11 protein-coding genes and 2 pseudogenes are annotated in these 16,102 nt (G+C 40.7%); 4 read left to right on the plus strand and 9 right to left on the minus strand.

What is annotated here, in order from left to right:
* Nucleotides 1-39: 39 nt before the first annotated feature.
* The 6 genes from gltX to CDO33_RS15360 all read right to left on the minus strand — a co-directional run bounded on the left by gltX (nt 40) and on the right by CDO33_RS15360 (nt 8,746).
* Nucleotides 40-1,494 (minus strand): glutamate--tRNA ligase, encoded by a 1,455-nt coding sequence (gene gltX, locus CDO33_RS15330; RefSeq protein ID WP_103081395.1) that lies wholly within the window; start codon nt 1,492-1,494, stop codon nt 40-42.
* Between the two features lie 431 nt (nt 1,495-1,925).
* The gene (locus tag CDO33_RS15335; protein WP_103081396.1) at nt 1,926-2,672 is read right to left on the minus strand and encodes an OmpA/MotB family protein; all 747 of its coding nucleotides are present in this window, start codon (nt 2,670-2,672) and stop codon (nt 1,926-1,928) included.
* A gap of 8 nt (nt 2,673-2,680) precedes the next feature.
* A complete protein-coding gene (locus CDO33_RS15340; protein WP_103081397.1) occupies nt 2,681-3,508 on the minus strand; it encodes a motility protein A in 828 nt (275 codons plus the stop codon).
* 704 nt (nt 3,509-4,212) lie between these two features.
* Nucleotides 4,213-5,550 carry an NADP-specific glutamate dehydrogenase gene (gene gdhA, locus CDO33_RS15345; protein WP_103081398.1) on the minus strand — a complete coding sequence of 446 codons (1,338 nt, stop codon included), beginning with the start codon at nt 5,548-5,550 and terminating at the stop codon, nt 4,213-4,215.
* A 963-nt stretch (nt 5,551-6,513) separates the two neighbouring features.
* Complete coding sequence (gene gltA / locus CDO33_RS15355; RefSeq protein ID WP_103081400.1) at nt 6,514-7,908, minus strand: NADPH-dependent glutamate synthase; 1,395 nt, start codon at nt 7,906-7,908, stop codon at nt 6,514-6,516.
* The gene (locus tag CDO33_RS15360; RefSeq protein ID WP_103081401.1) at nt 7,901-8,746 is read right to left on the minus strand and encodes a sulfide/dihydroorotate dehydrogenase-like FAD/NAD-binding protein; all 846 of its coding nucleotides are present in this window, start codon (nt 8,744-8,746) and stop codon (nt 7,901-7,903) included. The genes gltA and CDO33_RS15360 overlap by 8 nt, the downstream gene beginning before the upstream one ends.
* 480 nt (nt 8,747-9,226) lie before the next feature.
* Between CDO33_RS15360 and metF the strand changes: the two genes are divergently transcribed.
* The gene (gene metF, locus CDO33_RS15365) at nt 9,227-10,150 is read left to right on the plus strand and encodes a methylenetetrahydrofolate reductase [NAD(P)H] (protein ID WP_103081402.1); all 924 of its coding nucleotides are present in this window, start codon (nt 9,227-9,229) and stop codon (nt 10,148-10,150) included.
* A 241-nt stretch (nt 10,151-10,391) separates the two neighbouring features.
* Nucleotides 10,392-11,006 (plus strand): annotated as a pseudogene (locus tag CDO33_RS21350) (transposase family protein); the annotation flags it as partial.
* A 100-nt stretch (nt 11,007-11,106) separates the two neighbouring features.
* Here CDO33_RS21350 and CDO33_RS15370 read toward each other — a convergent pair.
* From CDO33_RS15370 to CDO33_RS15380, 3 genes are all read right to left on the minus strand, one after another.
* The gene (locus CDO33_RS15370) at nt 11,107-11,910 is read right to left on the minus strand and encodes an ExeA family protein (protein WP_103083289.1); all 804 of its coding nucleotides are present in this window, start codon (nt 11,908-11,910) and stop codon (nt 11,107-11,109) included.
* Complete coding sequence (locus CDO33_RS15375; protein WP_103083290.1) at nt 11,903-13,237, minus strand: DDE-type integrase/transposase/recombinase; 1,335 nt, start codon at nt 13,235-13,237, stop codon at nt 11,903-11,905. The genes CDO33_RS15370 and CDO33_RS15375 overlap by 8 nt, the downstream gene beginning before the upstream one ends.
* Nucleotides 13,238-13,315: 78 nt before the next feature.
* Nucleotides 13,316-13,882: a DUF6431 domain-containing protein gene (locus CDO33_RS15380; protein WP_103083291.1), complete on the minus strand. Its 567-nt coding sequence runs from the start codon at nt 13,880-13,882 to the stop codon at nt 13,316-13,318.
* A gap of 167 nt (nt 13,883-14,049) precedes the next feature.
* On the opposite strand from CDO33_RS15380, the pseudogene CDO33_RS15385 reads away from it, so the two are divergent.
* Nucleotides 14,050-14,658, plus strand: a pseudogene (locus CDO33_RS15385) (transposase family protein); the annotation flags it as partial.
* A gap of 394 nt (nt 14,659-15,052) precedes the next feature.
* Nucleotides 15,053-16,036, plus strand: coding sequence for a hypothetical protein (locus tag CDO33_RS15390; RefSeq protein WP_133158712.1), 984 nt, complete (start codon nt 15,053-15,055; stop codon nt 16,034-16,036).
* The last annotated feature ends 66 nt before the right edge of the window (nt 16,037-16,102 follow it).

Here is a 16,102-nt window from a genome sequence, read left to right on the forward strand (position 1 = left end):
TCCCATATTCACATCACTACAACTGAAACTATTCCACGCCTAAGCAGATAATTTCTCAATGCCGATTTTAATTCTCCTTATCGTCTCTTCCTTCCCAAGGATATCGGCAATCTCTATAGCACCTCCGGGCGTTACCAGCTTTCCTGATATGGCTATTCTTATCGGCCACAACATCTGGCTGTTCTTTATGCCCATCTTTTCCACCAGCTTCAGCAATTCATCGTGTATCGTCTGCTCATTCCAATCTTCAATTGCTTCAAGAACAGGCACTGCAGCTTTAAGGCTTTCCAGAGAGTTTTCCAGATTGGTCTTCGACTTTTTGTGGACATACAGCTCCTTGTCATAATCCGGCAATGCATCAATAAAATCGACGGTTTCAGGTATGGTCTTGAGAACTTCTGTCCTTACCTGCAGCAGCTTGCTTATCTTCATAAAATCAATGTTCTTATTGGCTATAGCCTTTTCATAATAAGGCTTTGCCAGATTATTAAATTCCTCAAGGCTTAATTTTCTTATATATTCGCCGTTAAACCAGTTGAGCTTTGCAAAATCAAAAGCCGCCGGCGATTTGCTGATGCCATCTATGTTGAATACTTTTTCTAACTCTTGGAGAGAGAATATTTCCTGGTTGGTCCCAGGACTCCAACCTAAAAGAGCCACATAGTTGACTATGGCTTCCGGCAGATACCCCATTTCCATCAAATCCTCAAAGGAGGCATCTCCTGCCCGTTTGCTAATCTTTGCTCCATCCGTCTTTGTTATCAAGGGAAGGTGTACATAAGTAGGTATCTCCCATCCGAAGGCCTTATACAGCAAATTATATTTCGGAGTGGATGAAAGGTATTCCGAACCTCTGACAACATGGGTTATTCTCATCAGATGGTCATCTATCACGTTGGCAAAATTGTAAGTCGGCAGGCCATCGGATTTAATCAGTATCTGATCCTCCAGCTCGCTGTTGTCCACAGTGATGGTTCCATATACCGCGTCCTCAAAGGTAGTCACACCGGATTGAGGCATTTTCTGCCGTATAACAAAAGGCTCCCCGGCAGCAAGCTTTCTTTCAACTTCTTCCTTGCTAAGGCTTAGGCAGTGACGGTCATATCTGCATGTCATTCCCGCCGCTTCCTGCTCCTCCCTAAGCTTGGCCAGCCTCTCCTTGGTGCAGAAGCAGTAATATGCATCTCCCTGCTCCACCAGCTTTTTTGCATAGGGCATGTATGTATCCTTCCGCTGGCTTTGCACATAAGGTCCGTATTCTCCGCCTATATCCGGCCCCTCATCATGCTTTAATCCTACCAGCTTGAGAGTTCTGTATATTAAGTCGACAGCTCCTTCCACATACCTTTCCTGATCGGTATCTTCGATCCTAAGGATGAACTTCCCATTGTTCGACTTTGCTATAAGGTACTCATAAAGAGCAGTCCTTAAGTTTCCAATATGCATGTAACCTGTAGGACTTGGCGCATATCTCGTCCTTACTTCCACTGCCATAAGTAATCTCCTTCTTTCTGCTAATATGTAATATTAAAATCATCATAATATATAACACTTAATAAAATAAGCTTGATACTAATAAAGCGTGATATCAAGAAACTCTTTTTGCAAATAAGTCTGATATCAGAACTTCATAATAAAATATTTTGCTCTTTCCAAGGATGCCCTGCTTTTTCTAGAGCCTGCAAAAGCTTGTCCGCACTCTCTCCCATCCAATTTAGGAGCCATATATTCAGATAAATAATATTTTAATTTATATTATAACAAATTGCCATAGTTTTTTGCATTAAATTGCTCTTGGAACAGCATGCTTTTGCAGGATGATAGTCCATACCCTTAAGGCTGAGTTTCGCTATTGGCGTTAAGATATATTGCCAGTGCCAAATACCCATGCAAAAAACAGGCGGTATTTTTCAAACCGCCTGCTTTTATTTTATAATCACTATGTCTATCCTTCTGTTTTTCTGCCGGTTGGCCTCGGTATCATTGGGTGCCACCGGTCTGAATTCCGCATTGCCTGTAGGCGTTACTTTTGCCGGGTCCACACCGCAATTGGCTATCAGGAATTTCACCACATTGGTAGCTCTCTTGGTGGATAGCTCCCAGTTGGAAGGAAACTGAGGGGTATTTATAGGAAGACTGTCCGTATGGCCTTGTATCAATATTTCATTATCCAGCTTTGCCAGGAAATCTCCCAGTTTTTTAAGTACTTCCTCACCAGAGCTTTTTATGTCTGCTTTTCCCGAATCAAACAGGATGAGGGAATTAAACCTCAGCGTAACTTCTGTCGTTTCTTCGATAACACTGATATATTCATCCAACCCCAGGTCGCTTATTGCCTTGTCAACATTGATTTTAAACTCCTCCAGGGTCATGTCCTCGCCCACTGAAGCGTTGCTGGTTACTGAATCCTGCCCGCCCACAGCATTGTAATCAGCTATAAGGCTTACCAACGACTGCCCGTTGTTTTTCGTATAGATTTCCCCTTTGCTCATTTCCAGATAGCTGCTTTGCATTGATCTTGCGAATTGCTCAAATTTTGCTCTGTCAACCGTCGCAAAGGAAAATAGCAGCACGAAAAGGCACAAGAGGTTTGTCACAAGATCGCTGTATGTTGTCAGCCAATTGCCGGCTTCTACGCCGGAACCATCGGTCCTTTTTCTCAGACGTCTCATCTTTCACCTCATCCTAACGTTGAACTAAAATTCGGTTGAGCCTTTTCTTCCCTTTCATCACGTTCCTGGGTTAACTCATCATAACGCCGCTTTTGCTCGGGCGAAAGGAAAGTCTTGAGTTTTTGCTCCATTATCCTCGGGTTCTCACCAGCTTGTATGGATAGAATACCTTCTACTATCAACCTTTTTTCATGCAGCTCTTCCTCGCTCTTTATCGCAAGCTTGTTGGCAATGGGCAAAGCGATCAGGTTTGCCAGCACGCTGCCGTAAAAGGTGGTTATCAGGGCAGTCGACATTGCAGGCCCAAGAGAATCGGGATCATCCAAAGATTTTAGCATTACGACAAGCCCGACCAAGGTACCTATCATACCCCATGCAGGAAACATCGCACCCAAAGTTTTATACATTCCCTGCCCTCTTTTATGACGGGCTTCTATGCTTTCCAGCTCCAAATCCATGGTTTCAATTATTACATCGGGCTCTACTCCATCGACTACAAGCTGTATAGATTGCCTCATAAACTCATCATTAATATTTTCCATTTCTGCTTCCAGTGAAAGCAGACCTTCACGCCTAGCTTTATGGGAAAGGTCAACCAAGGTCTTTACTGTCTTTTCCAACTCAATACCCTTGTCCCTAAAAGCTTTTGCTGTAACCTTCAAGATCTGAATAGCTTCAGCAGGACGATAGCTCGTCAAGGTGGAAGAAACAGCTCCTCCTATTGTGATGAGAATAGATTTTAAATCCCAGTAAGCTGAAGGTTTACCACCTAAAAACATAGGAACAATAATACATGCTGTACCAAAAATAAGACCTAATAAAGTAGTTTTATCCATTGCAATCCCCTAATCTATCAGTTTTTATTGAGCTACCGCATAAATTTTGGCAGCTTCAAGTGTCTCATTATTTTATTCGGCATTACCATTAAAATATATTAGCTTTTTATTAAACTCAAAAAATATGTAATTACGCTTTTTTTCATAAGTAAATTGAAATATGCCCGTATTGCTTGATTTCGCTAAATATGTAAATGTTGCTTTTAATTCAGAAATGAACAATGATACCTTAAATTATTTGATTTCATAATAATTGCGCAATGTTTCTTTTAAATATAAATGAGTAAAAATCAGAAATGTGTAAAGATATCCTTGAACTACTTGACTTTTAAACACGTAACATTGCTCTTTATTTGGAAATAAGAACGGTATGCTTAAATTAAATGATTTCATATAAAATTATGTAATGTTGTTCTTTATTTTAGCAATGAGTCATGATAAACCTGAGTTGCTCAGTCTTATAAAACGTGCAATGCTGCTTTTTATTTAGTAATGAAAAATGACATATCTGAATTAATTGGTTCATAATAATGCGTAATTCCGCCCATTATTTTAATAAAAGCAAAAATATGACTGAATTACTTGATTTCATAAAAACATGCAATGTTACCTTTAATTAATATGCAGAAAGGTCATAGGACTATGAGCAATCCTATGACCTTTAATTAAAATGCCGATTAGCAACTTACAGCTTCAGATCAGTATTAGTATGCTATACCCTGAGCATACATGGCATTTGCCACCTTCAGGAATCCGGCAATGTTTGCACCCATTACCAGGTTGTCTTCATCCCCGTATTCTTTGGCAGCACTGCTTGCACTCTTGTATATGTTGATCATTATGTTTTTCAGCTTGGCATCCACTTCTTCAAAAGTCCATGAATACCTCATGCTGTTTTGGCTCATCTCCAGCGCAGATGTAGCTACTCCTCCCGCATTTGCTGCTTTTGCAGGGCCAAATATCAGCTTGTTTTCAAGGAAAACATTTATCGCTTCCGGAGTAGAAGGCATGTTTGCTCCCTCACCTACTGCGAAGCAGCCGTTTTCCACCAGAATTCTTGCGGATTTTTCATCTATCTCGTTCTGGGTAGCACATGGAAGAGCTATATCGCATTTTATGGTCCATATGCCCGAGCAGCCTTCAGTGTATGTCGCATTCGGATGATACTTGATATATTCGCTTATTCTCTTTCTTTCTACTTCCTTTATCCTCTTGACCGTATCAAGCTTGATTCCCTCGGGATCATATATGTAACCATTGGAATCGCTGAGGGCCACAACGTTAGCTCCCAACTGCTGAGCCTTTTCTGTTGCATATATTGCAACGTTGCCCGATCCGGATATAATAACCGTTGAACCTCTGAAGGATTTTCCTTTAGCCTTCATAGCTTCATCCATAAAATAGCACAGACCATAACCTGTAGCCTCTGTTCTGGCAAGGCTTCCGCCCCAAGTCAGACCTTTTCCTGTCAATACTCCGGTAAAGTCATTGTTCAGTCTTTTGTACTGACCATACATATATCCGATTTCTCTGCCTCCGACACCTATATCCCCTGCCGGAACATCGGTATCAGGACCTATATGCCTGCTCAGCTCCGTCATAAAGCTCTGGCAGAACCTCATAACTTCTGCGTCGGATTTGCCTTTGGGGTCAAAATCACTTCCACCCTTGCCTCCTCCAATAGGCAGTCCGGTCAAAGAATTCTTGAATATCTGCTCAAATCCCAGGAATTTGATTATTCCCAAGTTTACCGACGGGTGAAATCTCAGTCCTCCTTTGTAAGGACCTATGGCACTGTTAAACTGAACTCTGAAGCCACGGTTAACATGTACCTTGCCGTTGTCATCAACCCATGGAACTCTAAAAATGATCTGTCTTTCAGGTTCAACTATCCTGTCGAATATTCCAGCACTGACCCATTCCGGATGCCTTTCCGCTACCGGCTCCAATGACTCCAGGACCTCTTTCACAGCCTGGTGAAATTCAGGTTCATTCGGATTTCTTTTTATAACCTGATCCATAACGCTTTGCAGTATTTTCATGATGATTCCTCCTGATATAATTAAAGTAATGTATGTTTTATTGTCAAGCAACTAATGTAAATGCTTTAATAACTTTTATTGCCTAACATTAAAATTAAACGCCATCAACAAAACAAACAACTTAAAGCAAACTTAAGCCAGTAAAAATTTGCCAAAGTGCTCAATGCAAAAATTGCACAAACCATAACCTGCAACGAAATCCAGGCTGGTGAAACAAACCGGCTTGGTACTTTGCAGGTGTATCAATATTTTTTTGTTGTCTGTGGTATACGCCGTTGCACACCATAATAATATCAGGGAAAATAAGATTGGCCTGAAATGGTATTACCTAGTTCATTTGTAATCACAAACAACTAAAAAAATTATAGCAAAAGGATTAAAAATATGCAAGATTAATATGGAAAAGTTTCATTTCACATCTAAAATATTCTTTTCTATTTGCTTTTTGTATTCAATGTTTTGTTTGCAACATGCTGTTTTTGATAGATTTTGCAGGTTTTAATCCATAAGTTTGCCTTTTATTTGAAGGTGCAGGATTTGCATACCAGCTTCCTGGTAGATTCATAAAACAAGACTTGTTGAAAATCATGCCAAATCGCCTATTGTAGTTCATATAGAGCCATCTTGCCTAATTTCATGCTAAATTGCCTGATGCAGTCATATTCACAAACCTGCCAAAATTCATTCTAAACTACCTTATGTATTTCATATACAAAAACCTTCTTAATCTCATTAGTAAAACACCTGCTGTATATCATATGTACGAGCCTGCTAAAATTCATGCTGAATGCCGCCATATTTTCATGACCACTGCATAAAAAATCCCAACCTTCACTTCTTTCATATAGGAACTTCGGGTTGGGACCAGTTATCAGATCATATATTCGTTTGAAAGCATGAAATGACGCCACAGCAGGCAGCATTCCACCGCTTATTTATCTTCAAATTTTTAATTTAATAAAACTATTTATTCCTCAAATATTCATCAATAGCTTTGGCAGCTTTTTTACCTGCACCCATGGCAAGTATTACTGTTGCAGCCCCCGTCACAGCATCTCCTCCTGCAAATACACCCTTCTTGCTGGTGGCACCGGTCTCATCGTCGGCTATTATACCTCCCCACTTGTGGCTGTCAAGGCCCTCTGTGGTTGACACAATGAGAGGATTGGGGGTCTGTCCTATAGCGATTATAACTGTCTCCACATCCAGAACAAATTCCGAGCCTTTTTTAGGAACCGGCCTCCTTCTGCCTGAAGCATCGGGTTCACCCAGTTCCATCTCTATGCACTCTATGCCTTTTACCCATCCGTCTTCAGTTCCGAGAATCCTTGTGGGGTTGCTTAGAAGCTTAAAAATTATTCCTTCTTCCCTGGCATGGTGTATCTCTTCCAACCGGGCGGGCATTTCTGCTTCCGAACGCCTGTAGACTATATAAACATATTCAGCGCCCAGCCTCTTTGCGCTCCGGGCAGCATCCATGGCCACATTGCCGCCGCCAACTACAGCGACATTCTTTCCTACCTTTACAGGTGTGTCGTATTCAGGGAATTTATATGCCTTCATGAGGTTTATCCTCGTGAGGAACTCATTGGCTGAATAAACTCCATTGAGGTTTTCGCCTTCTATGCCCATAAAGCTCGGAAGCCCTGCTCCTGAGCCGATGAAAACAGCCTCAAAGCCTTCCTTTTCCATGAGTTCGTCTATGGATAATACCTTCCCTATAACCATATTTGTCTTTATCTCTACCCCTAAGCTTCTGACATTATCAATTTCTCTCTGAACCAAAGCCTTGGGAAGCCTGAATTCAGGTATGCCATACATTAAAACTCCTCCCGGAGTATGGAAAGCTTCAAAAACCGTAACGTCATAGCCCATCTTTGCCAGATCGCCTGCACAGGTCAAACCTGCAGGACCGGACCCTACAACAGCCACCTTTTTATTCAGCTTCTTAACCTTTTCCGGTTTTACCTCCCGGTTTGCCATGTACCAGTCGGCTACAAAGCGCTCCAGTCTTCCGATTCCAACGGATTCTCCCTTCTTTGCTCTTACGCACAGCTTCTCGCACTGGCTTTCCTGAGGGCATACCCTTCCGCATATTGCCGGAAGGCTGTTGGTTTCTGTGATTTTATAATATGCTTCCTCAAACTTTCCTTCCGCCACAAGCTGTATAAAATCAGGAATCTGCACATTGACAGGACATCCGGCAACACAAGGCCTGTGTTTGCAGTTGAGGCACCGTTGGGCTTCTTCCTTTGCCATGTCTTCCGTATACCCCAGGGCAACCTCGAGGAAATTCTTGTTCCTCACATTTGGTTCCTGTTCGGGTATTTTAACTTTATTCAATGACATATTAGGCATTCTTCATTCCCTCCATCCTGCATTCATGCGCTTCCAAAACCCGCTTTTCTTCGTTCTTGTACATCATCTGCCTTCTCATGGCCTCGTCAAAATCAACTTCATGCCCATCAAAATCCGGGCCGTCAACACATGCGAACTTCGTCTTTCCTCCCACGGTCAGGCGACATCCTCCGCACATGCCGGTACCATCTATCATAACAGGGTTCATGCTTACCAGTGTTTTTATTCCATACTCTTTTGTAAGCTTGCTTACCATCTTCATCATTATCAGCGGTCCTATGGCTATGACCAAGTCGTATCTATTGCCCTCTTCTATCAGCTTTTTCAGCATATCGGTAACAAATCCCTTGTTTCCGTTGGAGCCGTCATCCGTGGCAATAACCAATCTATCGCTCACTTCTGCCATCTCTTTTTCCAAAATTATCAGGTCTTTGTTTCTAAAGCCTGTTATCACATGCACTTCTGCGCCAAGCTTATGCAGCTTTTTAGCCTGTGGATATGCAATGGCTGTACCAAGCCCACCACCTATGACCGCCACCTTTTTATAACCTTCCAGGTGGGAAGCTTTACCAAGGGGGCCTACAAAGTCCAGAAGATAATCGCCTTCTTCCAATGTACCTAATTGTTTTGTCGTCTTTCCGACTTCCTGGAATATTATGGTTACAGTTCCTTTCTCTTTGTCACTGTCGGCAATTGTTAAAGGAACCCTTTCTCCATTTTCATCTATCCTGAAAATTATGAATTGTCCCGGTTCAGCCTTCCTTGCAACATATGGAGCTTCAATCTCCATAAGCTTCACTGCAGAATTAAGAACTTCCTTGCGGACTATTTTGTACATCAACTCTCCCCCTCACTTTCGCACCATGACAATTGAATATTTACATTTTATTGTATATCTCAAAGCTATTCGAGTCAACTGGATATAACTTGTCCCAGGCCTTTTCAAATTTGCCTGCGATTACATATTTTGCTTATTTAGATACGGTACGACAGCAAATCACTGGTAATCAGAAGGTGTCTTAACAGGAAACAGTTTAGATTTTACGTTTTATTTAAATGAATTTAAGTGAAAATGAATGAATTTAATTATTTTTTAGATATACTTGACTGTATTCCATAAAATGTTATAATTGATTTTAATATTTTTACATCATCAAGCTGTTTTATAATCCATACACTGCGCTTAAAATTCTATTTTTAATGCTTTATATTTACATCACCAAGAAAAATCTACCTGGTGATTGGCTGGTGAGCCAACCCGAAAATTAATTGGTATTGCTTAAAAATGTATTATATATAAATGGAAGGGAAGTAAAAGATGAAAATCGTAAAGCTGTTTAAAAATAAGCGTCCGGTAGTGTCCTTTGAGGTTTTCCCCCCAAAGCCGGATGTTCCTATTGAGAATATATACGACTCCCTTGATAAGTTCAAAGATTTGAACCCGGATTATATAAGCGTTACGTATGGTGCAGGGGGAAGCACCAGGGGAAGGACTGTTGAAATAGCGTCAAAAATAAAGAATGAACTGGGTATCGAAAGCATGGCCCATTTTACCTGCGTAGGCCACACAAAGGAGGAAATATGCGCGCTCCTCGATCAGATGCGCAGCCATAAGCTTGAAAACATACTAGCTCTGCGGGGAGATCCTCCTCTTAATCAACCTGACTTTGATTTCAGTAAAAATCCCTACAGGTATGCCAACGAGCTTATACGTGAAATAAAGGTAAAAAACGGCTTCTGCATAGCTGCTGCCGCTTATGTTGAAGGCCATGTGGAATCCGCGCGGATAAAGGATGATCTGATCAATCTAAAACGCAAAGTTGATGAAGGTGCAGACTTCCTTATCACCCAACTGTTTTTTGATAACCGGATGTTTTATGATTTTCTGGATAAGCTGATCTCACTGAATATAAATTGTCCGGTAACGGCAGGTATCATGCCGGTCCTCAAAGCCGACCAGCTTAAAGTCATTGCTGCCAAAAGCGGCTGCTCAATACCTGCCCGACTGGTACTGCTTATGGATAAATATGCTGATAATCCCGAAGACCTTAGAAAAGCAGGAATTGAATATTCGGCAGCACAAATAAGGGACCTGGTGGAAAACGGTGTGGACGGTATTCACCTCTATACTATGAACAGGCCTAAATCCACCCGGAAAATCCTTGAACAGGCAGGCCTTCTTTACAGGATGCACCAAGAAGCCTATGTAAGTAAGCAACTTTCTAGCTTTCCTTTATTTTAATCTCAAAAGTAAATCTATTGATTCTTTAATATCTGAGCGAATTTCATCCAATTGCTTTATATATTGGATAATTAGTTAATAGTATTAGCGAGCTTATGATTTTATTTAAACTATTAGTATTATGTATTTAAAAGTAAATAATTGTATCACCAAATTAATGGTAAAACAAAAGCATAAGTTGACGTAATGTGGTAGTTTTGAATTGCCGAGAAACAAAGCTATTTCCACGGAGGTCAAACTTATGTCTGAGATAATAATAGAGCAAAGCCAAGAAATTATCAGCTGTATAAATATGATATATTTAACTCATTCTGTAGCTTTATGAGACCATATGGTTCATATGGTCTTAGGCATTATTACCACCGAGGGAAGCAAAGATGCTTCTGCGATCTATTCAAAACATACCCGTAACCGGGACAGGAACTGCGGCTCAAGGTTTCTCGGAGAGTACAAGTGGAGCAATGAGTATGTTGACCACAAGTGAATCAAGCATTCTCTTAATATCGTCCGAAACAATATAGCGGAGTGGGATGTTGGTTTTCTCATCATAGACGACTCTTTGAGTAAAAAAATAAGCCTACAAAACAGAGTGAAGGTCTTGACTATCACCACTCCCATAGTGACAGAAAAACTATGTGGTATCGCTGCGTAGTTACTTCCCACTATAAAATCTCCGAATACTCACTGCCGGTTGATTACAAAATCTACCCAAAGAGGGATTTTTTGGTATTGAAACAAAGAAGAACTTTAAGAAAAACAATAGCTTGCAATACAGCTTATTAGTAAATTTACACCGGTTACAGAAACAACGTACTTATTGTTGGATGCTTGGCATACATCGGGAAAACTGATGCTGTCGCTGTTCGGCCTCTTTGACCGCAATCTGCTCATTCTTTTTGACCGCTAGTTTTGCTCATTAGCCCTGTCCGCAGATGTATACGGACAGGGCATATTAACTACCAGTTCAATTCTTCCTCAACAATAAGCCTTACCACATGATCGTCTATGATTTTTTTCTGTACCTGTGCCCCATGTAAAAGGCAAGCTGTACACGCCCGGTTGATTTTTCGCGGTACTCCATGAGAATATTCATATATCTCGTCTACCGCCATATCCGTAAATATCTCCCGGCTTTCTCCTGCATACTCCAGGTGCTTTCTTATGTATTCACCGGTTCTTTGCCGATCATATGGCATCATATGATATCGGATATCTATTCGCTGGCATATTGCCTCATATATCTGCTTCTTCAGGATGTCCTTCAACTCACTCTGGCCTACCAGGATTAAACTCATTGGGTTATACGAATCCATCCTGAAGTTTAGTAAAAACCGGATTTCCTCCAGCATCTCCCTTGAAAGTAGGTGTGCCTCATCTGTGATGATTATAGGAATACGTCTCTGTATTTCAATCAGGTTGCTGATCTCTCTCGTTAGTTGTCGTTTTGCATCGCTCCTGTAGAATTTCGCTTCACATCCCAGCTGGTTCAATACTTCCCAGTAAAAATTCCTCGGTGTCAACGCCGAATCGCTTATGTACATTACCTTGTACCGGTTGCTGTCCAGCGCCCCAACAAACTTCCTTATGGCTGTGGTCTTTCCTGTACCAACATCTCCCGTTATCACTGCAAACAACCGGTTCCGGGCCGCATACTCAAGCCTGCTGCAGACCTCTTCCAGCTCCGGATTGCTATACAAATGCTTCTCCGGTATATCCCGGGTGAACGGCGTGTGCAGAAAGTTGTAGTACTGCTCAAACATTTCTGTCACCGCCCTTCATGCTCCTGAAGGTTAATGCTCCGGTCTGCCGTTTTTGCCTCTTTTCATTCTCGCTCTCATATATTTTTAATAGCCGTGAATGAGTCGCCGATTTCGTTGCTGGTGTTTTTTCAACCTTTGAGCAGTATTCCCCAACCTTCAGCGGGGTTGCTGTCTTTCGGCGCTCACCATTGTACCATATCTCCAGAAGGCTCATATCAAAAGGATCATACCGCACATCCACTTTTTTGCCTATGTATTCGATTCCGGCTTCATATTCTATCCCTTGCAGCTTGAAACAGCCTGTGTTGTCAACTTTCCTTGTATCTTCCCATAAAAATGCGTCCCGGCATTCTTCAGGAGTTGCAAACCGCACCTTCTTTGGATCACTTGCATACGCCTGCGATGGAGAAACCCCTTTTAAACTGCTATGAGGCTTCCCGTTGTACCCTTCATCCAGCCATACCCGAAATTTGCGGTTAAGTTCCTCCAGGCTTTTTGCTTTCTCCAGCGATATCTCCTGGAAAAACTCTTCAACTGTGGCATTGAACCTCTCAATCTTGCCTTTGCTCTCCGGAGAATACGCCTTTGTGTTCATGTGACGGATTCCCAGCTTTGCACATGCTACTCTGAACCATTTCGAGATAAATACCTTGCCATTGTCAACGTATACTGCCTCCGGCTTGCCGTATTTCAATATTGCCTTGCGAAAACTGTCTTCCAATATCGGAAGCCTCTGATTGTCGTAAAATTCTGCATGACACACCAGCCTCGTCGCATCGTCAATAAATGCCACCATGTATGTCCGTTTCTTACCGCCGTCGGCAGTCGGTATGTACGGACCGTATTTGATATCTGCCTGCCACAATGTGTTCCTTCCGTTTTTGACGAACCGGCGGGCTGTCGTTCCTTCTATACGAACATTTCTGAAGTCTTTTGCACCAAAGCCCATCTTCAAAAGATGCCTGGACAAGGTGCTTCTGGAGACACTTCCTTTTTTGACAATCCCTTCGCCTTCAAGGATCTTTATGATCCTCCTGACACTTCTCTCCGGCAGTTCCTGTTTTATTTCGATTGCCCGATCTAATATTTCCTGAGATATCGCTCTTTGTTGCCCTGTATCTTTTCGTATCTTTGGTAATAGCCCTTCGTAACCATTCTCCCGGTACGCTGCAAGATACCTCCGAAGTGTCCTTTCCGAAATTCCTTCCCTCTCAAGTATCTCCTGCCGTATTCTCCGCTTTTCCGCCTCATCCAGATCCGGCTGCAATAGCGGCGATATGATCTCATGTTTCTTTAATGCTTTTTCCAATACTTCATTGTTTATCATTTCGATCCCTCCTGTGCTTTTTCCTAAAGCCTATCAGAAGGGAACTCCGGACAGCTACGCAAACTATGTGGGAATTTTCTATACAAATACTCCTGCCAGATGATTTGTTAGCCACATATTCGTTTCACCTATGGCAAGATGGCTGCTTTCTATCTGCGGCAGTAACCCAAGCAGCCGCTCAATCATGTGGAATACCTTTGTTTCTATCATCTCCAGCTCATTGACAAACTTGCCATAATACCTGTACAGTATAGCTCTTAATGCTCCTGCAGCTTGCCGCCCCCGTTGCCTGAATTCTTCTACCCACCGCCTTAATGTGGATATGCTGGCGGCAGTCTCAATCTCCTCAAGAGGTATACCGTCCTCCTGGTCCCGAAGGACCAGCTCGCTATCACAAGCCGAGTAATGCTTATACGGCCTGATGAAATCCGGTATGATTGCATGTGTCTTCCCACACTTGCTACAGATTACACGGAATATGTTAATCCATTCAATTTCCTCGCCCATATGCACATGACGTGCATATCTGTCATGAAAGGTTGTTTTCCCGCCGCATTTCGGGCATATCAACTCCAGCCTTTCCAAAAATTTTAAACAATTTCTGCGATACTCCTTAACATTCCGCCCCAGATATGCTATTATCATATTACAAATGTGTTAAAGGGCTTTGAGGGTTAGGTGCTGGAACACTTAACATATATATTCAAAGCTCTTATCATATCCTCCTTTTTTTCTTCCAGGAAGATATTAGCATACGTGCAAACGGTCACGCAACTTGAGCAACTCCGGGACATTTATCCGGGGCAGAAACACTGATGCTCCATGCGTTAAGAAAAGGTTATCACACCATTGGAATAATAAAATCCAATAGAGTGATTTACCCTGGAGGCATTAAAACAAGTGTCAGAGAATTTTCTACCTTTATCAATAGAGACGAAACCAGCTTAGTTACAGCAGGTGACGATACTTACTACGTTTACAGGTATGAGGGTAAAATCAATGACCTTGAAAATGCAGTTATCCTATTCTGCTGGAGCAAGTGCGATTTATCCGATAAACCAGCATTTATACTAAGTATGGATGTTAGCCTTGCCACCTCCGAAAGCCTTTTAAATTACCAGAATCACTGGGATGTTGAAGTGAGTTACTGGTATCAAAAGAATTCTCTTGGGTTTGATGAATACCAGGTAGAATCCCTAACCTTAATAAAGCGCTTATGGAGCATGGTCTTTATGACCTACACTTTCCTGGAGCTTTTCAGGGGTTCAAGCAAGAAATCCATAAAGCTTCAGAATTTGAGAGATACTATAGGGCATTTCCGCAAACAACACTTGGTTTCAACTTCCAAGCTTGCATATACTTGTGCAGTTAAAAGGGTATCTGTCGATGCTGTTGTTGCCAAGCTAGGGATAGCTGCATAAACATTTACAATTTACTGCACAACTACACTTTATTTTAAATAGAATTTCTACTTTCATTTAGCAGAACTGAAACAGTTTTTCACAAGTAACTTCTACTTTTCTAATTTCTACTTATTTGCAAAGTTAAATTCCGCTGTCTATGAAATTGAGGTCGAAATAACTTTTTCAGTTAAACACAATAAATTGATACCACTTACATATTATTGTAGTATTGAATATTATATTTCGAAGCTGTATAATATAAGCAACATTTGTTAACTATGGTTTAATATGAAAGAATATAGCGAATGGAACGGATAATATTATGATAAGTAGAACTCGAAAATCAATTTTATTTATGTCCTTTACCCTTATAATCATATTTCTGTGTATGCTATTTAAAGATCAAATAAAATTGAATATAAAGAATAATGAATTTTGCAATAAGGTTTTCTTTCTAATAAATAATGAGATTAACAATGTAAGAAAAAACATAATCAGAAAACATGTAAATCTTGATAAAAATCAGTTACTACTATATAGTCCAAGTACAAGTGAACTTGAAATTTACAGTTTGCTACCAGATAATAATATTTTGACCACGAAGTTTATAAAGAAGGATTGGGGAACGTGGAATATTCAGGGTTGGTATATCGTTTCCGATAATAATATTCCTTCAAAAAGCTTGCATTTACTAGCAGGTGGTGGAACAGACTGGGAGTATGTTTTTAGAGTTGCCAAGAATTTTGGAGATGCATATGTTTTTTCAGGAGGCAACCATGGTAGGGAGAGTTTAGAGGACATAAGATTATTGAATGCTGAAGATGGCTCCGAATTGAAGTTACAACCTGGAGAAAAAGTCAAAATAAATGCACTTAAGATTGTAGAAAATACGTTTTTAACTTTTGATGAAGCACTTACTCAAAAATACTCTGAAGTGCAAAGGACTTATATAATTTTTCCAACTAAGATTTTACTTGAGACAGATTTTAATTTCATATATGATGTATATATGGGCACATCATATGTCTGCATGTTTCCGACGACAAAAGAGCATGGAAGATATATAAGATTTGATGATACAGCTAGAACTTATGAAACACCTAAATCAGGAGATACTTTAACAGAAAATGGGCATACTAATTATTTAGGATATGAAAAATCACTTTCAGCAACTATTTGGGGAGACAGTGTATATAAATATGAGTTTAAAATACAAATTGATAATATAGATATGGTTGATGGATTTAAAAACAAGCTTAAAACATTTTACTGGGATGTAAATAAAATAGGTAATAAATTATATTTTTCTAAATTTGATAATGATGAGTATAAAAAGATTGAAGCTGGAACTACATGGCATAATGTGTCTAGTTGGGAAATAAACCTCAAAAATTAATTATTGTGATAGGGTAGTGTCCTAAGTTTTGTTTAAACTTAATGAAAATATTTTTTGGTGTTAGGA

Source organism: Clostridium thermosuccinogenes (assembly GCF_002896855.1).
GTDB classification, from domain to species: domain Bacteria; phylum Bacillota; class Clostridia; order Acetivibrionales; family DSM-5807; genus Pseudoclostridium; species Pseudoclostridium thermosuccinogenes.

Excerpts from the sequence above, each read along its gene's own strand:
- CDO33_RS15360 (WP_103081401.1), bottom strand. The coding sequence starts at position 8,746 with ATGTACAAAATAGTCCGCAAGGAAGTTCTTAATTCTGCAGTGAAGCTT.
- CDO33_RS15380 (WP_103083291.1), bottom strand. The coding sequence starts at position 13,882 with ATGATAATAGCATATCTGGGGCGGAATGTTAAGGAGTATCGCAGAAAT.
- CDO33_RS15370 (WP_103083289.1), bottom strand. The coding sequence starts at position 11,910 with ATGTTTGAGCAGTACTACAACTTTCTGCACACGCCGTTCACCCGGGAT.
- CDO33_RS15375 (WP_103083290.1), bottom strand. The coding sequence starts at position 13,237 with ATGATAAACAATGAAGTATTGGAAAAAGCATTAAAGAAACATGAGATC.
- CDO33_RS15340 (WP_103081397.1), bottom strand. The coding sequence starts at position 3,508 with ATGGATAAAACTACTTTATTAGGTCTTATTTTTGGTACAGCATGTATT.
- metF (WP_103081402.1), top strand. The coding sequence starts at position 9,227 with ATGAAAATCGTAAAGCTGTTTAAAAATAAGCGTCCGGTAGTGTCCTTT.
- CDO33_RS15335 (WP_103081396.1), bottom strand. The coding sequence starts at position 2,672 with ATGAGACGTCTGAGAAAAAGGACCGATGGTTCCGGCGTAGAAGCCGGC.
- gltX (WP_103081395.1), bottom strand. The coding sequence starts at position 1,494 with ATGGCAGTGGAAGTAAGGACGAGATATGCGCCAAGTCCTACAGGTTAC.
- gdhA (WP_103081398.1), bottom strand. The coding sequence starts at position 5,550 with ATGAAAATACTGCAAAGCGTTATGGATCAGGTTATAAAAAGAAATCCG.
- gltA (WP_103081400.1), bottom strand. The coding sequence starts at position 7,908 with ATGCCTAATATGTCATTGAATAAAGTTAAAATACCCGAACAGGAACCA.